Annotated in this window: 22 protein-coding genes, 3 tRNA genes and 1 pseudogene; 7 read left to right on the forward strand and 19 right to left on the reverse strand. The window is 70.2% G+C overall.

Translation table 11 applies throughout. The features are described 5' to 3' along the window. Positions 1-59: 59 nt before the first annotated feature. From ACWGPE_RS12370 to ACWGPE_RS12400, 7 genes are all read right to left on the reverse strand, one after another. Positions 60-1,502 (reverse strand): APC family permease, encoded by a 1,443-nt coding sequence (locus ACWGPE_RS12370; RefSeq protein ID WP_452048796.1) that lies wholly within the window; start codon positions 1,500-1,502, stop codon positions 60-62. Positions 1,503-1,708: 206 nt separating this feature from the next. Beyond that, positions 1,709-1,781: transfer RNA gene (locus tag ACWGPE_RS12375), tRNA-Arg, on the reverse strand. Positions 1,782-2,152: 371 nt separating this feature from the next. Next, entirely contained in the window at positions 2,153-3,064 is a 912-nt protein-coding gene (locus tag ACWGPE_RS12380; protein WP_452048818.1) for a carbohydrate ABC transporter permease, read from the reverse strand. A 68-nt stretch (positions 3,065-3,132) separates the two neighbouring features. Further along, a complete protein-coding gene (locus tag ACWGPE_RS12385) occupies positions 3,133-4,110 on the reverse strand; it encodes a carbohydrate ABC transporter permease (RefSeq protein WP_275506776.1) in 978 nt (325 codons plus the stop codon). 5 nt (positions 4,111-4,115) lie between these two features. Then, a complete protein-coding gene (locus tag ACWGPE_RS12390) occupies positions 4,116-5,477 on the reverse strand; it encodes an ABC transporter substrate-binding protein (protein WP_452048797.1) in 1,362 nt (453 codons plus the stop codon). Positions 5,478-5,548: 71 nt separating this feature from the next. Continuing rightward, the gene (locus ACWGPE_RS12395) at positions 5,549-7,222 is read right to left on the reverse strand and encodes a glycoside hydrolase family 13 protein (protein WP_452048819.1); all 1,674 of its coding nucleotides are present in this window, start codon (positions 7,220-7,222) and stop codon (positions 5,549-5,551) included. A gap of 247 nt (positions 7,223-7,469) precedes the next feature. Beyond that, positions 7,470-8,489, reverse strand: a complete 1,020-nt coding sequence (locus ACWGPE_RS12400; protein ID WP_452048798.1) for a LacI family DNA-binding transcriptional regulator — start codon at positions 8,487-8,489, stop codon at positions 7,470-7,472. Between the two features lie 122 nt (positions 8,490-8,611). Between ACWGPE_RS12400 and ACWGPE_RS12405 the strand changes: the two genes are divergently transcribed. Further along, positions 8,612-9,325 carry a DUF6766 family protein gene (locus ACWGPE_RS12405; protein ID WP_231428912.1) on the forward strand — a complete coding sequence of 238 codons (714 nt, stop codon included), beginning with the start codon at positions 8,612-8,614 and terminating at the stop codon, positions 9,323-9,325. 41 nt (positions 9,326-9,366) lie between these two features. Further along, positions 9,367-9,690 (forward strand): DUF7882 family protein, encoded by a 324-nt coding sequence (locus ACWGPE_RS12410; protein WP_452048799.1) that lies wholly within the window; start codon positions 9,367-9,369, stop codon positions 9,688-9,690. A gap of 15 nt (positions 9,691-9,705) precedes the next feature. Here the strand turns inward: ACWGPE_RS12410 and ACWGPE_RS12415 are convergent, their stop codons facing one another. After that, positions 9,706-9,918: a hypothetical protein gene (locus ACWGPE_RS12415; RefSeq protein ID WP_231428914.1), complete on the reverse strand. Its 213-nt coding sequence runs from the start codon at positions 9,916-9,918 to the stop codon at positions 9,706-9,708. Positions 9,919-10,099: 181 nt separating this feature from the next. On the opposite strand from ACWGPE_RS12415, the gene ACWGPE_RS12420 reads away from it, so the two are divergent. Next, positions 10,100-10,651: an SRPBCC family protein gene (locus ACWGPE_RS12420; protein WP_308191602.1), complete on the forward strand. Its 552-nt coding sequence runs from the start codon at positions 10,100-10,102 to the stop codon at positions 10,649-10,651. 178 nt (positions 10,652-10,829) lie between these two features. Here ACWGPE_RS12420 and ACWGPE_RS12425 read toward each other — a convergent pair. Continuing rightward, positions 10,830-11,135, reverse strand: a pseudogene (locus ACWGPE_RS12425) (DUF7882 family protein); the annotation flags it as partial. Positions 11,136-11,285: 150 nt separating this feature from the next. On the opposite strand from ACWGPE_RS12425, the gene ACWGPE_RS12430 reads away from it, so the two are divergent. Genes ACWGPE_RS12430 through ACWGPE_RS12440 form a run of 3 tightly spaced genes read left to right on the forward strand, consistent with a single transcriptional unit; the run spans position 11,286 to position 13,464 of the window. Further along, positions 11,286-12,167: an SDR family oxidoreductase gene (locus ACWGPE_RS12430; protein ID WP_231428915.1), complete on the forward strand. Its 882-nt coding sequence runs from the start codon at positions 11,286-11,288 to the stop codon at positions 12,165-12,167. Positions 12,168-12,192: 25 nt separating this feature from the next. After that, complete coding sequence (locus ACWGPE_RS12435; protein ID WP_231428916.1) at positions 12,193-12,459, forward strand: DUF7218 family protein; 267 nt, start codon at positions 12,193-12,195, stop codon at positions 12,457-12,459. A gap of 24 nt (positions 12,460-12,483) precedes the next feature. Then, positions 12,484-13,464 carry a DNA topoisomerase IB gene (locus ACWGPE_RS12440; RefSeq protein ID WP_452048800.1) on the forward strand — a complete coding sequence of 327 codons (981 nt, stop codon included), beginning with the start codon at positions 12,484-12,486 and terminating at the stop codon, positions 13,462-13,464. Between the two features lie 122 nt (positions 13,465-13,586). Here the strand turns inward: ACWGPE_RS12440 and ACWGPE_RS12445 are convergent, their stop codons facing one another. After that, positions 13,587-16,076: an ATP-dependent DNA ligase gene (locus ACWGPE_RS12445; protein ID WP_452048801.1), complete on the reverse strand. Its 2,490-nt coding sequence runs from the start codon at positions 16,074-16,076 to the stop codon at positions 13,587-13,589. Positions 16,077-16,210: 134 nt separating this feature from the next. Here ACWGPE_RS12445 and ku point away from each other — a divergent pair, with 134 nt between their 5' ends. After that, positions 16,211-17,128, forward strand: coding sequence for a non-homologous end joining protein Ku (gene ku / locus ACWGPE_RS12450; protein ID WP_275506096.1), 918 nt, complete (start codon positions 16,211-16,213; stop codon positions 17,126-17,128). A 123-nt stretch (positions 17,129-17,251) separates the two neighbouring features. Here the strand turns inward: ku and ACWGPE_RS12455 are convergent, their stop codons facing one another. The 9 genes from ACWGPE_RS12455 to ACWGPE_RS12495 all read right to left on the reverse strand — a co-directional run bounded on the left by ACWGPE_RS12455 (position 17,252) and on the right by ACWGPE_RS12495 (position 25,138). Then, positions 17,252-17,680, reverse strand: a complete 429-nt coding sequence (locus tag ACWGPE_RS12455) for a hypothetical protein (protein ID WP_231428920.1) — start codon at positions 17,678-17,680, stop codon at positions 17,252-17,254. Positions 17,681-17,814: 134 nt separating this feature from the next. Beyond that, positions 17,815-19,347: a nucleobase:cation symporter-2 family protein gene (locus ACWGPE_RS12460; protein ID WP_452048820.1), complete on the reverse strand. Its 1,533-nt coding sequence runs from the start codon at positions 19,345-19,347 to the stop codon at positions 17,815-17,817. Between the two features lie 173 nt (positions 19,348-19,520). Further along, positions 19,521-20,642 (reverse strand): DUF998 domain-containing protein, encoded by a 1,122-nt coding sequence (locus ACWGPE_RS12465; RefSeq protein ID WP_231428921.1) that lies wholly within the window; start codon positions 20,640-20,642, stop codon positions 19,521-19,523. Between the two features lie 100 nt (positions 20,643-20,742). After that, entirely contained in the window at positions 20,743-21,609 is an 867-nt protein-coding gene (locus tag ACWGPE_RS12470) for an AraC family transcriptional regulator (protein WP_452048802.1), read from the reverse strand. A 134-nt stretch (positions 21,610-21,743) separates the two neighbouring features. Continuing rightward, positions 21,744-21,908: a hypothetical protein gene (locus ACWGPE_RS12475; protein WP_452048803.1), complete on the reverse strand. Its 165-nt coding sequence runs from the start codon at positions 21,906-21,908 to the stop codon at positions 21,744-21,746. 141 nt (positions 21,909-22,049) lie between these two features. Then, positions 22,050-22,138, reverse strand: a tRNA-Ser gene (locus tag ACWGPE_RS12480). 97 nt (positions 22,139-22,235) lie between these two features. After that, positions 22,236-23,513, reverse strand: coding sequence for an LCP family protein (locus ACWGPE_RS12485; RefSeq protein ID WP_376929846.1), 1,278 nt, complete (start codon positions 23,511-23,513; stop codon positions 22,236-22,238). A 76-nt stretch (positions 23,514-23,589) separates the two neighbouring features. Next, positions 23,590-23,674 (reverse strand) — tRNA-Ser (locus ACWGPE_RS12490). A 126-nt stretch (positions 23,675-23,800) separates the two neighbouring features. After that, complete coding sequence (locus tag ACWGPE_RS12495) at positions 23,801-25,138, reverse strand: LCP family glycopolymer transferase (protein ID WP_452048804.1); 1,338 nt, start codon at positions 25,136-25,138, stop codon at positions 23,801-23,803. Positions 25,139-25,186 lie beyond the last annotated feature (48 nt).

The following is a 25,186-nucleotide window of genomic DNA, read 5'->3' on the forward strand; positions in this document are numbered from 1 at the left end:
GCCTCACAGGGCGGGGCCGCTTCCGTTCTGGGGGGCGGACACCCCGGCGGCGTGCCGCGTCAGGGGCGCGGTTCGCCGCCCTGCTCGTGCTCGTGGAGCACCTCGCGGTCGGCCTCGTTGAGCGCCGCCTCGCCCTCGTCGCCCTCGGCGATGACCGCGTCCTCCTCGAACGACATGCGCAGGTTGCGGCTGAAGAAGCGGGTGATCGAGGCCAGCCCGATGAAGCCGACCGCCAGCCAGAGCATCCCGTAGAGCATCGCGTCGCCGCTGAGGTTGAGCCAGAGCAGCACGGTGAGGGCGATGCCGATGAGCGGCAGCACGATGTTGCGGAAGACCTGCGCGAACCCCTTGACCTGCTTGTTGCGCACGGCGAAGTGCAGGATCACCGTGAGGTTCACGATCGTGAACGCGATGAGCGCGCCGAAGTTGATGAGCGTGAAGATGAAGTCGAGGTCGGCGACGGCGGCGCCGAGCGAGACGATGCCGACGAAGATCACGGCGACGGCCGGCGTGCGGAACTTCGGGTGCACGAACGAGAAGAAGTGCGAGATCGGCCCGGTGCCGTTGCGACCCATGACGTAGATCATGCGCGAGACGCTCGCGTGCGAGGCGAGGCTCGACGCGACCGCTGCGGCCACCGCGGCCGACACGAAGAAGATCTGGAAGATGATGCCGCCGACCGAGTTCGCGATCTCGGGCAGGGCCGTGCCCTCGAAGCCCGCGTCGGTCGGGAAGAGCGACTGGGTGAACCAGGCGGCGGTGAAGAAGATGAGCCCGCCGAGCACGAGGGCGAGCACGATCGCCTTCGGCACGGTGTGCGCGTCCTTCGCCTCCTCCGTGTACATCGTGATCGCGTCGAAGCCGATGAATGAGAAGCACACGATCGTCGCCGCGCTCACGACCGCCATGATCTGCACGTTCGCGTGCCAGAACGGCTCGAGGCTGAACGGCGTGCCGTTGCCCGCGCCCTGGTTCAGGGCGTTCCAGGCGAGCACGATGAACACGCCGATGAGCACGATCTGGAAGATGAGCAGCGTCGCGTTGACCCGCGACGTCGAGCTGATGCTCCAGAGGTTCAGCAGGGTGATCACCGCGACGTAGCCGACGACCCAGATCCAGCCCGGCACCTCGGGGAAGAACGACTCGAGGTACTGGCGCACGAGCAGCGCGTTGACGAGCGGCAGCAGGAGATAGTCGAGCAGGGCCGTCCAGCCGACGATCCAGCCGACGTTGGGGTGGATCGTCTCCGAGGCGTACGTGTACGCCGACCCGGCCGACGGATAGACCCGGGTCATTCGCCCGTAGCTGATCGCGGTGAAGATCATCACGACGAGCGCGACGAGGTACGCGAGCGGCACGACACCACCGCTCGCCTCCGAGACGTAGCCGAACGTGTCGAAGACGGTCATCGGCGTCATGTAGCCCAGGCCGAGGCCGACGATCGCCCATAGGCCGAGCGAGCGCTTCAGCGTCGGGTTCGCCATCGTGGCGGTTCGGGTCATCATCGATCCTCTCGGGTCTTCGTTGTCGAGCAGGGTGACGCTACCCGATCGCGAACCGCCGAGCCCCGACATTGTGTCCAGCGAAGCGCGACGAACCCTCCACTGTGTCCATCACCCCCACGGGTGAGCGTTCTCAGCGGAGCACGTCACGGGCACTCCCGGAAAACAGTGAAGGCGGCTCGCATGCTGCGAACCGCCTTCTTCCGTGCGCCCGGAGGGACTCGAACCCCCAACCTTCTGATCCGTAGTCAGATGCTCTATCCATTGAGCTACGGGCGCATCAGATGCCGCCTGCCGCAGGCTTCGCGATCAGGCAACCACGTAACTCTAACCCAAGCCGCGTCGGTTCGCCAATCGAGGGTCGCGCGGGCCCCGAGGCATCCCACCGCCGCCTCGACCGATTCGCGCGCGACGGTCGCGACGGTCGCGACGGTCGCGACGGTAGGAAGAATCGTGGGACACCCCGCGCCGAGGCGGCGACACGCCGCCGCTTCGGCAGAAGTTCCTACATTCGGGCCTCGAGACGATTCGGATGCCGCGGCGAGGGCACCGAGGCGCCCGAATCGCCCGGGCGTCCGAGCGGGCACGGGCACGGGCACGGCCACGGGCACGGGCACGGGCACGGGCACGGCCACTGCCACTGCCACGGCCTAGCCCTTGACGGCGCCGCCGAGACCGGCGCCGCGGAGGAACAGCCGCTGGAACACGAGGAACAGCGCGACGGGGATGAGCGTCGAGATCGCGAGCGCCGCGAGGAACACGTCGAGCTCGGTCTGCGACTGCACCGCCGGCAGGCGCACCGACAGGGGCTGCACCGCGGGATCGGGCAGCACGAGCAGCGGCCAGAGGAAGTCCTTCCAGGCGGCGATCACCGCGAACACCGAGACGACGCCGAGAATGGGCTTCGACATCGGCAGCACGATCGACCAGAACACCCGGAAGGGCCCCGCGCCGTCGGTGCGGGCCGCCTCGAACACCTCGCGCGGCAGCCCGTCGAAGAACCGCTTCACGAGCAGGATGTTGAACGCGTTCGCCGCGGCCGGCAGCCACACCGCCCAGTACGTGTTGAGCAGCGACGTGTCGATGAGCGGCGGGTGCAGGATCGTCAGGTACAGCGGCACGAGCAGCACGACCGCGGGGATGAACAGCGTCGCGAGCACGAGCGCGTTCAGCACCGGCGCGTACTTCGGCCGCAGGATCGACAGCGCGTAGCCGGCCGTCGTCGCGATCAGCAGCTGGAAGAACCACGATCCGGCCGCCACCCAGATCGTGTTGAGGAAGTACTGGTCGATGTGGATGTCGTTCCACGCCTGCTCGAGGTTCGCCCAGTCGATGCCGTTCGGCCAGAGTGCGAACGGCTGGGTGAGCGTGTCCTGCGTGGGCGTGACGGCCGCCTTGGCGAGCCACAGGAGCGGGCCGAGCCCGGCGACGACGAGCCCGGCGAAGAGGAACACGTGGATCGCGCCCATCGACGCGCGGACGCCGCCGCGCCCCCGTTCGTGCTCGGAGACGATGCCCCGGTCGCCCCCGTCCTCCTTGGCACCCCGGCCGCGCCGCGTCATCCGCGACAGGCGTGCGCGCAGCGTGATGGAATCCGCCGTCGTGGCGGGGGCCGTGCCCTGCGCGGTGGTCAATTCGTGCTCCAACGGTCGGTCAGCTTGAAGTAGAGCCAGCTCAGCAGGCCCAGGAAGACCGCGAGCATGAGGCTCAGCGCGGTCGCCTCCCCGTAGTCGCCGCCGAGGCTGTTCTGGAAGGCGTAGCGGTAGATCAGCAGCAGCACGGTGAGGGTCGAGTTGTTCGGTCCGCCGCCCGTGAACAGGTACGGCTCGAGGAAGACCTGCGCGGTGCCGATGACCTGCAGGATCAGCATGATGAAGAGGATGCCGCGCAGCTGCGGCAGCGTGACGTGCCAGATCTTGCGCCAGATGCCGGCGCCGTCGACCTCGGCGGCGTCGTAGAGCTCGGGCGGCACCGCGATGAGCGCCGCGAGGTAGATGATGATCGACCCGCCGGCGGCGGCCCACGTCGCCTCGATGACGAGCGACGGCATCGCCGTCACCGACGACTGCAGCCACGGCTGGGGCGGGATCCCGACCCAGCCGAGCACGGTGTTGAAGACCCCGTCGGGGCTCGCGTTGTAGAACACCTTCCAGAGCAGCACCGCGACGACGGGCGGCACGACGACGGGCAGGTAGGCCAGGGCGCTGTACAGGCCCTTGCCGCGGCGGACCTCGCTCATCAGCACCGCCATGAGGATCGGCAGCGGGAACCCGAACACGAGCGCGAGACCGGCGAAGTACAGCGTGTTGAGCACCGCGGTGCCGAGGTTCGGGTCGCTCAGCACACGTGCGAAGTTGTCGAGCCCGACCCACACGGGCGGCGTGATCAGGTTCGTCTTCTGGAAGCTCATGACGACCGCCTGCGCGATCGGGCCCCAGCTGAAGACCCCGAACACGACGAGCATGGGCGCGAGGAACGCGAGGTTCCACAGCCCGCCGCCGCGCACCCAGGTGACCGGAGTGCGGCGACGGCGGCGCGCCGCCGCACTCGGCTTCGAGGGCCCGGGATGCCGCGGCAGGGCCTCCGCCGCGGCATCCCGTTCGATCATCGTGGTCACTGGTCGAGCAGGGCCTGGGCGTCGACGTCGACCTGCTTCAGCAGCGCGTCGATGTCGGCGTTCTCATCGGTCAGCACGGCCTGCACGAGGTTGTCCATGAGGGCGTAGATCGGCTGCGTCTGCCCCTTGAACTCGCCCACCGGCGTCTGCTCGAAGATGCCCTCGGTGAATCCGGCCATCTGGTCGAGCGGCACGTTGACGTAGGGGGCGATCCACTCCTGCGACTCGAGGTAGGTCTCCTTGTCGAGCACGGGCAGCACCGGGGTGCCGACCGCCTGGTCCGACTCCGCCAGCGCCTTCGCGTCGGCGACCGCCGCGTCCTCGTTCAGGAGCTTCTGCATGTAGTACCAGTCGATCCACTCGACCGCGGCCGCCTTGGTCTCGTCGTCGAGCGTCGGCGGCATCACGGCGATGTCGCCGCCGCCGAGCACGCCGCCGCCGTTCTCCGTCGGGATCACGGTGAGGCCGTAGATGTCGGGGCTCATGCCGAAGTCGCGCACGAGCGCCGTGTACACGTCGGAGCCCGAGGTGTACATGCCGAGGTTGCCGGCGGCGAACTCCTGGTTGATGCTGCCCCAGTCGAGGTCGAAGGTCGCCCCCATCGAGTCGTCCTCCCAGCGGAGGTCGTGCAGGTACTCGAGCGTCGCCTTCGTCGCGTCGTTGTCGATGGTCGACGTGTAGCTGCCGTCGTCGTTCGCCTGCTGCAGCGACGCCCCGCGCGAGTCGGCCTGCACCGAGAGCTGCCAGCCGCCGGTGTTGCCCGCCGCCATCGTCGCGTACCCGGCCTTGCCGGTCTTCTCGGCGATGGTCTTCGCCGCCGCGCGCACCTCGTCCCACGTGGTCGGCGGGCTGTCGGGGTCGAGCCCGGCCTGCTCGAACAGGTCGCGGTTGTAGTGGAGGCCGTTGGCGTACGCCTGGCGCGGGAAGCCGTAGATCCGGCCGTCGCTCCCGGTGACCTCCTCGAGGATGATCGGGTTGAACTTGTCGGAGTAGCCGAGCTCCTTCAGCTCGTCGGTCACGTCCATCAGCTGGCCGTTCTCGAGCAGCGTCTTCGTGTCGGTGAACGGCACGGTGAAGACGTCGGGCAGGCTGCCGCCCGCGAGCTGGGCGGCGAAGGTCGGCGCCGTCCATTCGTACTCGAGGCCGACGACGTCGATGTCGGGGTTGGCCTTCTCGAACTGCTTCTCCTGCTCGGCGAAGGCGTCGTAGGCGGCCTGGTCGGCGCCGGGCGGGAAGGTGGCGACGCGCAGTTCGAGCTTGCCGTCGTCGCCGCCCGAGTCGGCGCTGCAGGCGGCGAGCGAGCCGGCGACCACGAGCGCGGTGAGCCCCGCGATCGCGATGCTGCGTGATGACTTCATTGTCCTGTTCCTTTCGGTGCTGTGCTGGGTGGTGCGGATGGTGCGGTTCAGGGATGGTGCGGTGGTGCGGTTCAGGGATGCCTCGGCACCGGCGCGACGCGCAGCCAGGCCGTCGCATCGCTCGGGAGCAGACCGGCCTCGAGCGGGGCGCTCGCGAGCAGGATGCTCTCGTGCTCGGGCAGGGCGATCGGCGCCCCTCCGAGGTTCGTGATCGAGACGAGGTCGTCGCCCCGGCGGAAGCAGAGCACGTCGGTTCCCGCGTCGATCCAGGTCAGCGCGCCGTCGCCGAGGGCGGCCTCGCGCTTGCGCAGGCGGAGCGCCTGTCGGTACAGCCAGAGCATCGACGAGGGATCGGCCTGCTGGGCCTGCACGGTGAGCGACGCCCACTCTGCGGGTTGCGGCAGCCACGGGGTCGTCACGTCGGGGCCGAACCCGAACGGGGCCGTGGTGCCGCGCCACGGCAGCGGCACCCGGCAGCCGTCGCGGCCGGGGTCGACGCCGCCCGAACGGAAGTGCATCGGGTCCTCGAGCACCTCGCGCGGCAGTTCGACCTCGGGCAGGCCGAGCTCGTCGCCCTGGTAGAGGTAGAGCGAGCCCGGCAGTGCCGCGGTGAGCAGGGCCGCCGCCCGGGCCCGGCGCGTGCCGAGCTCGACGTCGGTGGGGGTGCCGAAGCGCTTCTTCGCGAACGCGAACGACGAGTCGTCGCGCCCGTAGCGGGTGACCGGCCTCGTGACGTCGTGGTTCGACAGCACCCAGGTGCTCGGGGCGCCGACGGGCGCGTGCGCGGCGAGCATGAGGTCGATCGAGGCACGGAGCTCGTCAGCCTGCCAGGGGCGCGACATGAAGTCGAAGTTGAACGCCGTGTGCATCTCGTCAGGCCGCAGGTAGGCCGCGAAGCGGGAGGCATCCGGCACCCAGACCTCGCCGACGAGCACGCGCGTGCCGTCGTACGAGTCGGCGATGCGCCGCCACGAGCGGTAGACCTCGTGCACCTCGTCGCGGTCCTCGGTGGGGTGCTGCCCCGGCGCGACCGTCTCGGGCACCTCGCCGAGCGCCGGGTCCTTGATGAGCAGGCCCGCCGAGTCGATGCGAACGCCCGCGACGCCGCGGTCGAACCAGAACCGCAGGATGTCCTCGTGCTCGGCGCGCACCTCGGGGTGGTTCCAGTTGAGGTCGGGCTGCTCGGGGGTGAACAGGTGCAGGTACCACTCCCCCGGAGTGCCGTCGGGGTTCACCGTGCGGGTCCACGTGTCGCCCTGGAAGTTCGACACCCAGTGCGTCGGCATCTCGTCGCCGTTCGGCCCCTTGCCCGGGTGGAACCAGAAGCGCTCGCGCTCGGGGCTGCCGGGGCCTGCGGCGAGCGCCTCGCGGAACCACGGGTGCTCGGAACTGACATGGTTCGGGACGATGTCGATGATGGTGCGGATGCCTCGCGCCGCCGCCTCGGCGATGAGCTCCTCGGCGTCGGCGAGGGTGCCGAAAGCCGGGTGGATATCGCGGTAGTCGGCGACGTCGTAGCCGCCGTCGGCGAGGGGCGACGGGTACCAGGGGTTGAACCAGAGGGCGTCGACGCCGAGGTCGGCGAGGTAGTCGAGGCGGCTGAGCACCCCGCGCAGGTCGCCCGTGCCGTCGCCGTCGGAGTCGGCGAAGCTGCGCACGTACACCTGGTAGATGACGGCACTGCGCCACCAGAGCGGATCGTGCGCGAGGGCGGGCGGCACGGTTCCGGCGGCGGTGAGTGGCATGGTCACGCGGTCGTTCTCCTCGAGTCGGGCGGGCTTCGCGCCGGACCGTGGGAGACGCCGGCGTCGATGCGCCTCAACGTAATGAGAGCAACAGAATGATGCAACTATTCAACAATCGAGCACAGATTTGCGACAGCTTGCGTCGACTTGCGGCAGTCGTTTGCACGAACAGGTCGGTCGAGTGGGCGCGCGGCGCCGTATCGAGACCAGCGGCGCGCGGAGCGGTGGTCTCGATACGCGGTTCGCGCTACCCGACCGACCGCGCCGGCGCCGGCGCCGTCGACCCGCGCACCACGAGCTCGGGCGCGAAGAAGACCTCGTCGCCGATCGTGCGCTCGCTCGACATCTGCCGCATGAGCAGCTCGATGATCATCCTGCCCATCGACTCGATCGGCTGGCGCACCGTCGTGAGCGGCGGCTCGGTGCAGTTCATGAGCGCCGAGTCGTCGAAGCCGATCACCGACACGTCCTCGGGCACGCGCAGCCCGGCCCGCCGGGCGGCCCGCACCGCACCGAGCGCCATCGGGTCGCTCGCGCAGACGATGCCGGTGACCCCTGCCGCGAGCAGCTTCGCGGCCGCGGTCTGCCCCGACTCGAGCGAGTAGAACGAGTGCACGATGCGATCATCGGGCAGGTCGACGCCGAGCCGCTCGGCCGTCGCGAGCGCGGCCGCGAGCTTGCGCCGCGACGGCACATGGTCGCTCGGCCCGAGCAGCAGCCCGATCCGCTCGTGGCCGAGCTGTGCGAGGTGGCCGAGCGCCTGCTCGGTCGAGACGGCGTCGTCGCACGACACGGTCGCGAAGCCGATGCCGTCGATCGGCGCGTTCACGAGCACCGTCGGCAGCTTGAGCTCGCGCAACCGCTCGTAGTGGTCGTGGTTCACGTCGGCCTGGGCGTACGCGCCGCCCGCGAAGATGACGCCCGACACCTGCTGGTGCAGCAGCAGCTCGACGTAGTCGGACTCGGAGATGCCGCCCGCCGTCTGGATGCAGAGCACCGGGGTGAAGCCGTTCTGCGCGAGCCCGCCGCCGATCACCTCGGCGAGCGCGGGGAAGATCGGGTTCTGCAGTTCGGGCATGACGAGCCCGACGAGGCGGGCCCGCTCGCCGCGCAGCTTCGTCGGGCGCTCGTAGCCGAGCACGTCGAGCGCCGTGAGCACCGCGTCGCGCGTCGACGGCGAGACACCCGGCTTGCCGTTGAGCACGCGGCTCACGGTCGCCTCGCTGACTCCGACCTTGCGTGCGACGTCCGCGAGCCTTCTCGACATGGCGGCAATGCTACGCGAATGCTTGCAAGAACTCGACAAGATCTCGAGGCGCTAGGGGATGCCTCGTCAACCCCTTGCCCGCGCGCCCGGCACGACGGCAGCATCGAGCCGAGGGGGTCGGCATGACGAAGGACGCGACCGAGGCGCCCGCCGCGAAACCCGGCGAGCGGCGAGCGGTGCGCTGGCTGCACGAGCACGCCCTGATCATCGTGTGCCTCGCCGTCTTCGTCCTCTGCATGGCGGGCATGGCCGCCAGCGGGTTCCAGGTCGCCAACGAGGAGCGGCTCGATCACGGCGCGAGCGCGGTCGGCCTCTTCGAGTACCTGGGCTCCGGGCAGTTCGTCGAGGCGACCTTCGAGAACTGGGAGTCGGAGTTCCTGCAGATGGGCGCCTACGTCGTGCTCACGGTCTTCCTGTTCCAGAAGGGGTCGAGCGAGTCGAAGCCGCTCGGCAAGAAGACCCCGCAGGACGAGGACCCCCGCGACGCGACCGTCGGGCCGGACACCCCGTGGCCCGTGCGCCGTGGCGGGTTCGTGCTCGTGCTGTACGAGAACTCGTTGGCGATCTTCTTCTTCGTGCTCTTCGGGCTGTCGTTCGTGCTGCACGCCGTCGGCGGTGCCGAGGCGTACTCCGAGGAGCAGGCGCTGCACGGCCTGCCCGGCGTGACGGCCTGGGAGTACCTCGGCACCGCCCAGTTCTGGTTCGAGTCGATGCAGAACTGGCAGAGCGAGTTCCTCGCCGTCGCCGCGATCGTCGGGGCGTCGGTGCTGCTGCGCCAGCGCGGCTCGCCCGAGTCGAAGCCGGTCGCGACTCCGCACCACGAGACCGGCGCCTGAGCCCCTCCCCTCGCACCCTGCCGCGGGACTAGAGTTCGAGCATGGGCAAGCTCATCTACAACTCGTCGAACCGCGAGCTCGACATCGACGACCGCACCCTCGCCCACCTGCGCATCGCGATCATCAACAAGCTGCGCCGCTCCGAGAGCTTCGCGATGACCTGGGAGCACGGCATCGCCAACGGCAGCGGGCGCACGACACTCTGGCTGAACGAGTCGATCCCGCTGCAGTTCGTGTTCAGCGGCAACCGGCCCCCGAAGCTCAACCGGCTCTGGGTCGAGCAGATGCTCCTCTCGGCGAACAGCACCGCGGGTCTCCAGAACGTTCCCGAGCCCGACGAGAACGAAGAGTTCGACGGCGAGTGAGCGGCCGGCCGAGGCTCAGTCGACCGCCTCGATCTGCGTCAGCACGAACCGCTGCTCCGCCTCGGTGAGGCGGTCGGGCGCGGACGCCCCGGTGATGGCCACGATCTCCGCGACGACCAGTTCGTCGAGCGGGCCGGTGAGGTCGTCGAGCACGCGATGCCGCGCCCTGATGGAGAGATGCGGCCACCAGCGTTCGATCGCCGGCAGGCCCTCGTCATGGCCTTCCATACGCCATCACCTCCGCGGACCCGCACCGGATGCGTGCCCTGGTTCCCGTCTACCAGCACCGACGCCGAGCGGCAAGCCCCTCGCCGCTCGGCGGGGCCCCGCCTAACGTGCTCGACGAGGCACGCGATGCCTGCCGGGCTCCCATCGCGCCCGGCGAACGCAGTGGAACGGAGGAACGACCATGACGACGACCGTGACGGCGACGACCGAGGTGGAGGTTCCCATCCGGGTCGCCTACGACCAGTGGACGCAGTTCGAGTCCTTTCCCGAGTTCATGACCGGCGTCGAGTCGATCACCCAGCTCGACGACGAGCTCACCCACTGGGTGGTCTCGATCGGCGGGGTGCGCCGCGAGTTCGACGCCGAGATCGGCGACCAGGTGCCCGACGACCACGTCGCGTGGCGGAGCTCAGGCGAGGTGGTGCACCGCGGGCGCGTCGAGTTCACGCCCGAGGGGGCGGATCGCACGCGCGTCGACCTCGAGCTCGAGTGGGAGCCGGAGGGCTTCGTCGAGCATGCCGGCGCCGTGCTGCAGATCGACGACCTGCAGGTCAAGAACGACCTCCGCCGCTTCAAGGAGTTCGTCGAGCGACGCGGAAGCGAGACCGGCGCGTGGCGCGGCGAGGTCCACGGGGGCGAGGCGACGAGCGACGGCGGATACGTACCCGGCCGGTCGCCCCGGCGAACCGGTGACGACGGCGTCAGCGGCGCCGATCCCGACATCGTCACCTGAGCGCGTCAGCCGGGCGACGGCGCCCGTTGCTCCGACCGGCGGCCGGTCACGACCCCGGAACCGGAGCGACGGGTGCGTCCTTGCGCGCGGAACCCGCCTCGTCGCCGCCGTCGCCGCCCGCGATCTCCTGCACGTCGACGCCGACCTGCACCGGTTGCTCCGCGATGGTCTCGATCGGGTCGGTGTCGAGATGCTCGGGAATCAGCAGGATGCCACCCGTGGTGTTCGCCGATCGCATGAGGTCCTCGATCCACTTGCGACTCAGTTCAGGCGGCTCGGGCTCGTCGAACACGAATCGCAGCGGGATCGACGCGTGCAGCCACAGCGTGCTGCGACCCCGCGGCTGCTCGTCGGCATGCCGCCATGAGAGCGTGAAGCTCTCACCGCGGCGCAGCTTCGTGATGATCGCGACCTTCAGATGCGCGAGCGCGCGGTCTTCGATGCCGATCGGGGTACCCGAGTCGCCGTAGTAGAGAGTGCCCACAGGATCACCGTATTCCTCTCCGCCGCACTGGGGGCCCGGAGTCGGGACGAGCGGCCTGCGCACATCCCACACGTGCGAAGCCCCGCATGTCAATCCCCTGCCATCGCACCCGTCGCTCTGCCTACGGTTGCGTGGATCGAAGGAGGCGAGATGTCTGACCAGCTCATCGACCCGACGACGAAGCACACGACCGACCGGTTCCCGCGGCAGGAGCAGGAACCGCCCGGCCTCACCGGGGCGATGGCCCCGCTGCCCGACCACGGCGAGCAGAGCTACCGCGGGAGCGGCCGGCTCGAGGGCCGCCGCGCCCTCATCACGGGCGGCGACTCGGGCATCGGGCGCGCCGTCGCCATCGCCTTCGCCCGCGAGGGTGCGAGGGTCGCGATCGCCTACCTGCCCGAGGAGCAGGCCGACGCCGACGAGACGGGCGTCTGGATCTCGGACGCCGGCAGCGACCCACTGCTGCTGCCCGGCGATCTCCGCGACGAGGCGTACTGCGTGAAGCTCATCGAACAGGTCGAGCAGGCGTTCGGAGGGATCGACCTGCTCGTGCTCAACGCCGCGCACCAGCGCGATCGCGGCGGCATCGAGGGGGTGCCGAGCGACGACTTCGAAGACGTGATGCGCGTGAACCTGTTCGCCCCCGTCTACCTCGCGCGCGCCGCGGTGCCGCGGATGGATCCGGGGTCGAGCATCATCACGACCGCCTCGATCCAGGCCTCCGACCCGTCGCCCGCGATCGTCGACTACGCGATGACGAAGGCGGCGCTCGTGGCGTTCACCTACGCCCTCGCGGAAGAACTCGGTCCACGAGGCATCCGGGTCAACGCCGTGGCGCCGGGACCGGTCTGGACCCCGCTCATCCCCGCGACGGGATGGCCCGACAAGCTTCCCGGCTTCGGCAAGAACACGCCCATCGGCCGGGCCGGCCAGCCGGCCGAGCTCGCCGGCGCCTACGTGTACCTCGCCTCCGACGAGGCGTCGTACACCTCGGGCGCGATCGTGCCGGTCACCGGCGGACGCCCGCTCTGAGCAGGCGGGGAGGAAGGAGAGGACGATGCCCGGACGCAGGAACTCATCGCTCAAGGATCCCGAGCTCTACGAGGAACTCCGCGAGGACGGCGCCTCGAAGGAGAAGGCCGCGCGCATCTCGAACGCGGCGGCCAAGCAGGGGCGCAGCGCGGTCGGCCGCAAGGGCGGCCAGCACGGCGACTACGAGGAGTGGACGGTCGACGAGCTGAAGCGCCGCGCGAAGGAACTCGGCCTGCACGGCTACAGCGACAAGCGCAAGTCCGAGCTCATCTCGGCCCTGCGCAACCACTGAGCGCGCCGGCCTGGTGCGCCGGGGATGCCGCGCCTCAAGCGGGTCGAGCCCTACGTCTCACCCGGGTACACCAGGGTGAGACGGGGGCGCGGCTTCAGCTACGTCCACACCGACGGCGGTGCCGCCGGACGCGCGGAGCGTGCGCGGATCGCCGACCTCGCCGTTCCGCCGGCATGGAACGAGGTGTGGATCGCCGACGCCGCGAACGCGCACATCCTCGCCGTCGGCGTCGACGCCGCGGGCCGCCGCCAGTACCTCTACCACCCGGCGTGGCGCGAGCGGCAGGACGCCGAGAAGTTCCAGCGCATGGCCGAGCTCGCGCGCGTGCTGCCGACGGCACGCCGCAGTGCGCGCGGCGACCTCGCGACCGAGGGGATGCCTCGTGCCCGCGTGCTCGCGGCCGCGTTCACGACGCTCGACCTGGGCGGGATCCGGATCGGCTCCGAGGAGTCGCTCGCGGGCTTCCGCAATCGCGGCCTCACGACGCTCCTCGTGCGCAACGCCGCCCTCGAGACGGCCGAGACCGTGCGCTTCCGGTTCCGCGCGAAGGGCGGCATCGCACAGGAGCTCCGGGTCGCCGACGCCGAGCTGGCCCGGTTCGTCGGCGAGGCCGGAGGGCGCTCGGCGGCGGCGCGGCTGTACGCGTGGGCGGACGGCCGCACGATGCGCGCCGCCTCACCCTCCGACGTGAACGACGACATCCGCGCTCGCACCGGCGGCGAGTTCACGGCGAAGGACTTCCGCACGCTGCGCGGCACGCTCGTCGCCGCCGAGCACCTCGCCGCGCTCGGGCCCGCGACGAGCGCACGGGCACGGGCCGCCTCGGTGCGCGACGCGATCGAGGAGGCCTCGCGGGCGCTCGGCAACACGCCGGCCATCGCGCGTGCGAGCTACGTCGACCCGCGCATCGTCGAGGCGTACGAACGGGGCGCCGTCGTGGCATCCGGTCGTGATCGCGAGCGCCGCCTGCTCGACCTGCTCGACGGCTCCGCGTTCGCCGGGTGAGCTCGGCGCGCGCCGCGAGGTCGCCGCCCGCGACCGGCGCGAGTCGCCAGAAGGTGTCCTTCGCCGGCCGCGGAAGCGCAGTTTTCGGCGACTCGATCCCGTGTGTGAGGGTGGGCGCGGGCTCAGTCCTCGCGGCGCACGTCGGCGGGCGACTTGTCGGGGCGCAGGCCCCGCCAGCGCGGGTGGCGGGCGACGCCCGTGCCCGTCCACTCGCCGAACTCGATCTCGCCCACGAGCTCGGGGCGCACCCACACCGCGTCGCCGACGTCGGCGGCGGGCACCTCGATGAACGGCGAGCGCGGCTGCGCCAGCCCGTCGAGCCGCTCGAGCAGCCGGTCGAGCTCGCGCTCGCGGAACCCCGAGCCCACGCGCCCCGCGTACTCGAGGCCGTCGTCGCCCGGGATTCCGACGAGCAACGACCGGATGCGCCCCTGACGCGTGCCCACGCCGCGCCGATACCCGCCGATCACGACCTCCTGCGTGCGGGTGAGCTTGAGCTTCAGCCAGTCGTCGGTGCGCACGCCCGGGCGATACGGCGAGTCGGCCCGCTTCGCCATGATCCCCTCGAGCCCGAGCAGCCGGCTCTCCTCGAGCGCCTCCTCGGGCGAACCCTCGGCGGGGGCCGGCACCTCGACGGGGATGCCGCGGCGCGGGTGCACGAGCGCCTGGAGCCGCGCCCGGCGCTCGAGGTACGGTTCGTCGACGAGCGCCTCGCCTCCCGCTTCGAGCACGTCGAACACCAGCAGTCGCACCGGCACGGATGCCGCGGCGGCGGCGATCTCGCGAGCCTTGGTGAGTCCCATCCGCTGCTGGAGCACGCCGAACGACGGACGACCGGCCTCGTCGAGCGCGACGATCTCGCCGTCGAGCAGGGCGTCGCCGTCGACGATCTCGGGCAGTCGGTGCAGTTCGGGATATCGGGCGGTCACGTCGACGCCGTTGCGGCTGTGCAGGCGCACTTCACCGTGTTCGACCCGGGCAAGGGCTCGGATGCCGTCCCATTTCCACTCGAGCACCCAATCGCCGCCGCGCAGCCTGCCGCGCGTGCCCGCGGTCGCGAGCATGGGCTTCTCCGCGACCCGGCCCGCCGGTGGTCGAGCGGCGAGCGACGAAGGAGCACGACCCGCCGGTTGCGCAGCGCCCGACGAAGGAGGGCGCGTATCGAAGCCAGGTGATCCGACCTCGGAACCGGTGGCCTCGATACGCCCCTCCGTCGCTGCTCGACCGACCGGGCCGCCCTGCTCCTTCATGCGGTGCAGCAGCCACGAGCTCTTCTCGCCACGGCCGTCGGTGCGGATGAGCGCCAGCCGCACCCGCCCGAGCGGGCCTCCTGTGGTCCCCTCGAGGGTGAAGATCACCTCGTCGTCGCGCCATTTCTCGACGTCGTAGACCCCTGTGTCCCAGACCGTCATCGAGCCTGCGCCGTACTCCCCCTTCGGGATCGAGCCCTGGAACGTCAGGTACTCGATCGGGTGGTCCTCGGTCTGCACGGCGAGGTGGTTCGTGCCCGAGCTCTCGGGCACCCCCTTCGGCACGGCCCAGCTCTTCAGCACGCCGTCGCGTTCGAGTCGGAGGTCGAAGTGCAGCCGCCTCGCGTGATGCTCCTGGATGACGAACCGCGCACCCTCGCCCGGTGGCCGAGCACCGGAGGCGGGCATGGGCTCGGGCGTTCGCCCCGCCCGGCGCATCGAACGGTACGTCGCGAGCGGGTCGGGCCCCGAGTCATCCCCCAGGTGCGACATGGGGTCGCCCTGCTCGGCGACCCGCTCGAGCACCTCGTGGGCCTCGAGGTGCCGCAGTCCCGGGTCGTCGAGCTCCTCCCACGTGCGCGGCACCGCGACGGTCGGCCGATGCCGGCCGCGCAGCGAATACGGTGCGATCGTCGTCTTCTTGCCGTTGTTCTGGCTCCAGTCGATGAGCACGCGCCCCGTGCGCAGCGACTTGCGCATGCTCGAGACCACGAGCTCGGGGTGGTCGGCCTCGAGGGCGCGGGCGAGCTCGTGCGCGACGGCCGACACCTGCTCGGAGGTCTGCCCGCCGTCGAGGGCCGCGTAGAGGTGGATGCCCTTGCTGCCGCTCGTCACCGGCATCGCGTCGAGCCCCATGCCGCCGATGAGCTCGCGCACGTGGCGGGCGACCTCGGCGCACTCGGCGAGCCCCGTGCCGGGGCCCGGGTCGAGGTCGAACACCATGCGGTCGGGGTCGGCCGCCGAACCGTCCGCCGCGAAGCGCCACTGCGGCACGTGCAGCTCGAGGGCGGCCTGCTGGGCGAGCCACACGAGCGTGGCGCGGTCGCCCGCGATCGGGTACGTCTTCGGCCCGTCGGAGTGCTGGATGACCCCCCGCCTGATCCACTCGGGGGCGTGCCCGGCGAGGTTCTTCTCGAAGAAGGGCGTCTCGGGGTCGTCCTCGGTGCCGACGCCGTGCACCCAGCGCTTGCGGGTGACCGGACGACCCGCGACGTGGGGCAGCATGAACGGGGCGATCTCGGCGTAGTACGAGATCACCTCGCCCTTGGTCATGCCCGTCTCGGGATACATGACCTTGTCGAGGTTCGTCAGCCTGAGCCTCCGGCCGTCGACCTCGACGAGTTGCCGCTCCCCTTCGGCCATGCCCCCATCCTGCCGGGTCGCGGCGCGAGCGTCATCTCCGCCCGGCCGCGCGACTCGGCACGACGTCAGCGGCGGGCGGGCGGGCAGAGCGCGGGGGTATCGCCCAGGCATCCCTCGGGTGTGTACTGGTGGGTATGCGAGCCGTCTGGAAGGGGGCGGTCACATTCGGCCTCGTCAATGTGCCCGTCAAGTTGTACAGCGCGACCGAAGACCACGACGTGTCCCTGCACCAGGTGCACGACGAGGACGGCGGGCGCATCAGGTACCAGCGCAAGTGCGAGGTGTGCGGCAAGGTCGTCGCCTACCAGAACATCGACAAGGCCTACGACGACGGCGAGCGCACCGTCGTCATCACCGACGACGACCTGAAGTCGCTGCCCGCCGAGCGCAGCCGCGAGATCGAGGTCGTCGAGTTCGTGCCGAGCGAGCAGATCGACCCGCTCATGCTCGACAAGAGCTACTACCTCGAGCCCGACTCGGCGTCGAACAAGGCCTACGTGCTGCTGCGCGAGACGCTCGAGTCGACCGACCGCACCGCGATCGTGCAGATGGCGCTGCGCCAGAAGACGCGCCTCGCCGCCCTGCGGGTTCGGGGCGACGTGCTCGTCGTGCAGACCCTGCTCTGGAGCGACGAGGTGCGCGCGGCCGAGTTCGCCTCCCTCGACGAGCCCGTGAAGATCTCGACCAAGGAGCTCGACCTCTCGAAGCAGCTCGTCGAGAGCCTCGTCTCCGACTTCGAGCCCGAGCAGTACGTCGACGAGTACCAGAAGGAGCTGCGCACCCTCATCGAGGCGAAGCTCGAGCAGGGCGAGGCGCTCGACACCGCCGCGACCTTCGGCGAGGAGCCCGAGGAGGGCGAAGGCGGCGAGGTCATCGACCTGATGGAGGCACTGCGTCGGTCGATCGCCGACAAGCGGGGCGGCGCGAGCGGCAAGGGCGGCGCGAAGTCGGGCGGCAAGAGCACGTCGAAGGCGGATGCCTCGGCGAAGCCGAAATCGTCCTCGAAGGCGAAGTCGGCGGCCGACAAGCCCAAGAAGACGAAGTCGGCCTGATCACCGGACGCACCGCACGGCACGGCACCGCCCCGCACGCGGCATCGGCACCATGTCGGCAGACGAAAGCGCGCGGCACCCGATGGACGGGTGCCGCGCGTTCGCAGGAGTGCAGCGGAGGCGTTACTCGCCCTCGCACGCCTGGGTGACCGTGATGGACGCAGCCTGGATGTCGCCGGTGACGGCGGCCTGCGCGTCGGCGTCGGCCTCGAAGTTCTCGTCGGGCGCCGTCGGGAGCGTCTTCGCGTAGTCCTCTGCCGCGGTGACCTTCTCCTGGAGGGTTGCGATCGCTGCGGAGATGTCTTCGTCGTCGGCGTACTCGGTGGCGAGGTCGTCGAGACGCTGTTCGTAGCCGTCGAGCTTCTCGAGCACGGCCGCCTGCTCGGTGCCCGTGATGACGGCGTTCTGCGCGCCGTTCGAGATGTCGCGCACGGCGACGCGAACGGTCTCGCACTCGTCGGCGGCAGCGGTGCTGCCGCCGTCGTTGCCGCCGTTCGAGGCGCAACCGGTGAACAGGAGTGCACCGGCGAACAGGATCGCGGTGGTCTTCATGATTTTCTGCATGGTGGCATGTCCCCCAAATCGAATGTGACGTCAGAAGTCTAGTGAGGTGCCACCGACATGGCAGCGCCATCGCCCGGCGCCACCCCGCCGGCACCGGGCGACGGCGCGGTCTTGCACCCCCGTCAGGCGCGCCCCGGCGGATCGTCGTCGTCGAGGATCGCCGGGATGCTGCCCGTCGGAATGATCTTCACCTCGCGGCCGTCGGCCGCGATGAGCTTGCCTCCCATGTAGTAGTCGCCGTCTTCGAGGGCGGTGAGCTCCTCCTCGCGCACCATGCGCGGCGGCGATGCGACGAATACCGAGGAGTCCTTCGAGTTGCCCGCCTTGATGTGGTTGAAGAGGATGTTCAGGAGGATGGCCGAGACCGCGGCCGACGAGATGCCCGAGTGGAAGATCGTCGAGAACCAGCTCGGGAAGGCATCGTAGAACGCCGGCGCCGCGATGGGCAGCATGCCGATGCCGATCGACGTCGCCACGATGATGAGGTTCATGTTGCCGCGGTAGTCGACCTTCGACAGCGTGCGGATGCCGCTCGCCGCGACGGTGCCGAAGAGCACGATGCCGGCGCCGCCGAGCACCGCGGGCGGGACTGCGGCCACGACGCGCCCGAGGATCGGCAGCAGGCCCAGCACGATCAGGATCGCGCCGCCCGCGCTCACCACGAAGCGGCTCTTGATGCCGGTGATCGCGACGAGGCCGACGTTCTGCGCGAACGCGCTCTGCGGGAACGAGTTGAACAGCGGCGAGATCATGCTCGAGAGCATGTCGGCGCGCAGTCCGTTGCCGATGCGCTTCGCATCGACCTTGGTGCCCACGATCTCGCCCACCGCGAGGATGTCGGCGGTGGTCTCGGTGAGGATCACGAGCACGACGATGAGCATCGACACGATCGCGGCGAGGTCGAAGACGGGCGGCCCGAAGGCGAACACCGTCGGGAACGCGAAGACCGGGCCGGTGCCGACGTTCGAGAAGTCGGCCATGCCGAGCGGGATCGCGGCGAGGGTGCCGACGACGATCGCGAGCAGCACCGAGAGGCGCGAGACCGCGGCGTTGCCGAGCTTCGAGAGCAGCAGCACGACGAGGAGGGTCAGCGCGGCGAGCCCGACGTTCGCCATGCTGCCGTAGTCCTCGGCTTCGCGGTTGCCGCCCATCGCCCAGTTGGCGGCGACGGGCAGCAGCGAGAGGCCGATCATCGTGATCACGGTGCCCGTCACGACGGGCGGGAAGAACCGGATGATCTTCGAGAAGATCGGCGTGATCAGGAACCCGATGGCCGCGGCGACGAGCACCGCGCCGAAGACCGCCTGGATGCCGCTGCCGTTGACGATCGCGACCATGGTGGCGACGCTCGCGAACGAGACGCCCTGCACGAGCGGCAGCTGAGCCCCGAAGAACGGGATGCCGATGGTCTGGAGCAGGGTCGCGACGCCGCCCACGAAGAGGCAGGCGGCCACGAGGAGCCCGATGTCGCTCGCCGAGAGTCCGGCCGCCGAGCCCACGATGAGCGGCGGGGCGATGATGCCGCCGTACATCGTCAGCACGTGCTGGAGCCCGAAGGCGAATGAGGTGGCGAGCGGCAGCCGCTCGTCCTCGGGGCGTGGTGCGTCCGCGGTGCCGGCACCCGGCACCCGGGCCGCCCGCTTCGTGATCTTCATGCTCATGCGACGCACCGCGCCCCCGAGCCCAAGGAGAATGCTTCAAGCCTCACTGCTTGTCCTTCGTCCGTGGCCTCCGTCATGTTTCCACAATACGGAAGTCGTTTTCCACTGAGTGAAGACATTGAACCGCCGCGTCAGATCATCTGTCAACCCCCTGCACGACGAACGGCTCAGCGGGGGACCGCTGCCGCCGCCGAGCTTCCGGGTTCGGCGGGCGGCTCGCCGTGCGAATACGCGCCGATGGCGCGCACGAAGACGAGGAGCCACGCGAAGAGCAGGCCGGCGACGATGAACTCGGTGCCCGTCAGGTTGAAGTAGCCGATCGGCACCCACAGGACGACCGCCACGAGAATGCCGATCACGACGAACAGCGAGAACCCGGCGACCTCGGCGGGCAGCCCCGGCAGCAGCCGCACCGCGCACAGCACGAACACCACGAAGATGACGACCATGCCCGACGCGGCGCCGACGTGCAGGGGCACGCTCACGGCATCGGGCACGACGCCGGCGACGATCAGGCAGATGCCGATGCCGGCGAACAACCAGGCGAGCGTGCGCACGCGCCCGGCCGGCGCGACGCCGCGTGCGACGAGCCCGAGCTCGAGGTCGTGCCCGACGTAGTTCGCGAGCACGGTCATCACGAGCCCGGTCAGGATGAGCGCGAGGTTGAACCGGTACGCCGAGCTGTCGTCGACGTTGCCGAGCTGCGAGAAGTGCAGCTGCCACCACGACTCGTCGGGCGAGCTGAGCATGCTCGCCATCGTGCCGATGAACAGCACGAGCGTCGCGAGCGTCGCGAGGCCGTCGGTCGTGACGCGCGCGCCCGACAGGGCCGCCGCATACGTCGCGGCCGCCGCCGCGGCGCCCGCGAGCGCTCCCCCGCCGAGCGCGTCGACCGTGAGGCCTCGGAACCCGAGCTGGAACAGGTTCGCCACCGCGAGCACCACGAGATAGGCGAGCATCGCCATCGCGAGCGACATCGCGAGGAGGTCGATCAAGCGCTTCACCATCGGCAGCCTGCGTCGCCACAGCGCGTGTCCGCGCCACGACTCGATGATGAAGGATGCCGCGAAGGCGAGCCCGGCGCACGCCGATGCGATCCACCCGGCGAGGTTGCCGAGCGACGGACCGCCGCCCGCGAGCGACCACCGCGAGCCCGCCATGACGACGACGGTGATGAGCAGGCCGCCGACGAGGGCGGCGAGGCCCCAGCGTTCTGCCCGGGCCTCGACCCGCGCCGCCGGACTGCCCGCGATCGCGTCGCGACGCGCCGGATGCGAGTGCGGGATCACGGCGCCTCCTTCGCGAACGGTGCTCGGGCGGTGACGCTTCGATTCTCGACCGCGAGCGCGGCGCTGCCGCTGATGCCGCGCGGGAATCCGTCGGTCCGGGCTACTCCCGCTCGATCGGCATCCAGAGCTCGGTGGTCGCCGTGCTGAAGTCTTCGGCGCGGTCGACGACGGCGACGATCGACGGGCCGGGTCGCAGTCGCCACGGGTTCGAGGGGAACCACTCCGATGCCGTCGCCGCCCAGGTCTTCTGGAGTGCCGCCGGGTACGGGCCCGACGTGCGGAATACCGCCCAGGCGCCCGGTGCGACGTCGATCACGTCGAGCCCCTCGGGTACCGGCGTCGCCGCCTCGACGGCCACGCCGTGCAGGTAGGTCAGTTCGCTGCCCTCGCGATAGTCGGCGTCGACCACGGCACTCACCTGGAGGAGGCCCGACGGCTCGGTCTCGCCGATCGCCTTGAGCCGGGCGTGCTCGGCCATGGGCAACGAGGCGATGTGCGCCTGGATGTGCGGATTCACCCCCTCGTGGATGAGCGGCACGCGAGCGGCGTGGCCGACGAGGCGGAAGCCGGGGCGATCGGCGATGCGGGTGTCCATGGTGTCGTTCCCTTCGACGGTCAGGCGGAACCTGAGTTTCGGTTGTGCGCGAAGGGGGCCGCCGTGACGCCGGACCTCTGCGGGCGAGGCGCCGTGCACGGCGCGGAACGCCCGGCCGAAGGCCTCGGTCGAGCCGTACCCGTAGCGGACCCCGATGTCGAGCAGCCGGTCGCCGTGGAGGACGTCGGTCGCGGCGACCGTCATGCGCCGGCGCCGGACGTAGTCCGACAACGGCAGTCCCGCCAGCGACGAGAACATCCGGCGCAGGTGGAACTCGGTCGTGCCGAGACTCCGGGCCAGCGCCGCGATGTCGAGCTCGTCGGACAGGTGCGCCTCGACGGTGTCGACGAGCCGGTTGAGCAGAGCGATCACGGTTCTCCCTTCACGCTCCAGCCTGCGCGTCGCGCCCGCCCGGCACCCGATCGTTCGGGTTCGATTCGATCATCGCGGTTCGCCGCGCGACCGCGGCCTGACCTCGTCCAGGAGATTCGGGTCGGGATCCGGGGTCAGGCCTTCGTTCGACGGGCGCGCCGTCGGATGATCCCGAAGATCAGGGTGCCGACGAACAACACGATTCCGATGATGGCGAGCCACAGCAGACCGTCGAAGGCGAAGCCGACGATCGACAGCACCACCCATGCCACGAGCAAGATCACGAGTACTGTCCACATGGTCGAGACGATACGCCGATCCGCACCCGGCCGAAATGGGACTCACCCGGACGAAACACGAAGCACCCGAACAATACAAGAAGGCCCCCGACAACCGATCAGGAGCCTTCGCGAATTCAGTTCTTCAAACAGCCATTCGAGCGGAGACGGCGGGATTTGAACCCGCGGTCCCCTTACGGGGACTCCACCTTAGCAGGGTGGTGCACTCGACCGGACTATGCGACGTCTCCTCGCGGGTACGCAAGCGCACACGCGACAGCCATCATAACCCGACGATCCTCCGAAAGACGATTCGAGCACCCTCGACGAGCTTCGGCGAGCGGCGGTCTACTGGTCTTCGAGCGTACGGCCCGCGGAGCACCGGGTCTCGGCGGCGGTCTGACCCGTGACGTCGCTCGGCAGCGGCTCGGTCGACGGGGTCGGCGTCGGCACCTCGGCGGTGTCTTCAGCAGGTGCCTCTTCGCCGCTCTCCTCGGTCGCGAGCGCGGCCGTTCCGGCCTCGCCGTCGGTCGCGGTCTCTTCGGCCGGCGGCGCACTGGGGTCGCCGGACGACGCGAACGTCGCGTCGTCGGCCGTCGGGTCGAAGGTGACCGGGGTGTCCTGCTGGAGGGCGAGGTTCACGATCTCGGCCGAGTCGCTCGGCACGACGCCACCGTCGCTGTAGCCGGTCGGGTACTGGATGAAGGCGATCTTCGAGAGGTCGACGTCTTTCATCGCCTTCGCGATCGAGACCATCGTCGTCGGGTCGGCCATCGTGTCGGAGAGCTCCATGTTCGCGAGCGCCGCCTTGGCGATCGAGTAGAGCGCGACGGGGTCGCCGAGCGTGCCGCCGTCTTGCAGCTTGCGCGCGAGCGCCGACATGAAGACCTGCTGGTTCGAGATGCGCCCGAGGTCGGAGCCGTCGCCGACGCCGTGCCGGGTGCGCAGGAACTGGAGCGCCTCGAGGCCCTTGAGGTCGTGCTCGCCGGCGGTGAGGTAGAGGTTGGTGTGCTCGTCTTCGATGGGCTCGGCGACGCAGACCGAGACGCCGCCGACGGCCTCGCTCATCGCGGCGACGCCCATGAACTGCACGGTGCCCGCGAACGGGATGGTGACACCGGTGAGCTGCTCGACCGTCTTCACGACGCACGGCATGCCGCCGTACGACAGCACCGAGTTCATCTTGACGCCGTACTGCTCGTAGAGCGGCTCGCCGGCCGGGTCGGCCGGGTCGACGCACTGCGGCACATCGACGAACATGTCACGGGGGAAGCTGATGACCTCGACGTGCGAGTGGTCCTGCGAGATGTGCAGGAGCATCGTGACGTCGTTGAGCACCGCGGTCTCTTCGTCGGGGTCGCCGAAGGCGTCGCCCTGGCCCTCACGGCTGTCGCTGCCGATGAGCAGCACGTTCACGCCGCCTTCCATCGCGCCGACGTCGGGCACGCCCTCGAGCACGTCGGCGTTGCCGAGCGACACCGTGGGCTTGAGCGTGTTCGCGAGGTCCCACGCGGCGTAGGCGGCGACCGCGCCGCCCGAGACGAGTGCGACGGCGACGAACGACGCCGTCACCTTCGCGAGCGTGCGCCAGATCGAGTGACGGCCGAGCCGTCCGTGGCGCGCCACCGCAGGGTTCTTCGCGGCGCGACGCGAGCTGGGTCGCAACGCTTCGTTCACCGTGGTCCTCTCCTGTCGGGTCGCGCGGAGGGCGTGGGATTCGAACCCACGAGGCATTGCTGCCCACTGGTTTTCAAGACCAGCTCCATCGGCCGCTCGGACAGCCCTCCATGCCCGTGCGACCCCCTCCGGGGCGGAGGAGATCGTGCAGGCAGGCCCCGATTCTAGCCGAATTGCGCTCTCGACAGCCTGTCAGTCGCGCCTGAAAGAGCCCTGAGGCGAGTCGGATGCCCCGGTCAGTCGCTGTTTCCAGTGACGCAGCGTACTTCGTTGCCAGTGAGCCCTGTGACGTCGGGAGGCAACTGTTCCTCGGCCGGCGTCGTCGCCGGCGCATCGGACGCGGGCGCCTCCTCGGCGGCCTGCTCGTCGTCGGCGGACTGCGCCTCATCGGCGGTCACGGTCTCCGCGTCCGCGTCGGTCGTCGCCTGCTCGACCGCGGGCGCCGAGGGGTCGGCGGTGCCGTAGCCCGCGTTGTCGTTCGCGCTGGGGTCGATGACGACCGGGCGGTCCTCCTGCAGGGCGAGGTTCACGACCTCGGCCGACTCGGCGGGCTGCACGTGCACGCCGTCGCCGTAGTCGGCCGTCGGGTACTGCACGAACGCGATCTTCGACAGGTCGGTGTCCTGCAGCGCGCGGGCGATCGACATGAGTCGGGCCGGGTTCTGCAACTCCTTCGAGAGCTCCATGTTCGAGAGCACGGCCTTCGCGATCGAGTAGAGCTTGACGGGGTCGCTCAGGGTGCCGCTCGACTGCAGCGTGCGCGCGAGCGACGCGAGGAAGGCCTGCTGGCTCGCGATGCGCCCGAGGTCGCTGCCGTCGTTGGCGGCCTTTCGCGTGCGCAGGAACGCGAGCGCCTCGAAACCCTTGATGCTGTGCGTGCCTGCCGAGAGCTTGAGCCCCGAGTCGCGGTCGTCGATCGGGTCGGCGAGGCAGACCTCGACGCCGCCGACGGCCTCAGACAGGGCGGCAACGCCCTTGAACTCGACGACGCCGGCGACCGGGATCTTCGTGCCCGTGAGCTGCTCGATCGTCATCGCGATGCACGTGAGGCCCCCATGCTCCAGCACGCTGTTGAGCGGCACGCCGGACATCGCCGACAGCGGGCCCGAAGCCGGATCGACCGGGTCTGGGCACTCGGGCACCGGCACGATCATGTCGCGCGGGAAGCTCACGACCTCGACGTGCGAGTGGTCCTGCGAGACATGCAGCAGCATGTTCACGTCGTTGAGAATGCCCGAATCCTCTTCGGGGTCGCCGAAGGAGCCGTCGGCAGGGCGCTTGTCGCTGCCGACGAGCAGGAAGTTGAGGCCGCCGTCCATCGCACCGATGTCGGGCACCCCCGCGAGCATGTCCTCGCTCGCGAGCGAGGCACCCTGCTTGACCGAACCGACGAGGTCGACGGCCGCGTAGGCGGCCACCGCGGTCGCGCTCACCGCCACCACGGCGACGACGGATGCCACGAGCTTCAGGGTCGCGCGCGGCCCGGTGTGCCGCGGCAGGCGCCCGTGACGCGTCGGCTCGGGCGCGCCGACCGGCGCCGCGGCGTCGCTCGGCTCCTCGGTCTGGTGCTCCACGTCGTCCCCTCCCGACCACACGAGTCTATTTGCCGCGCCCCCACGCGG

The sequence above is a fragment of the Agromyces sp. NPDC055658 genome (genome assembly GCF_053618155.1).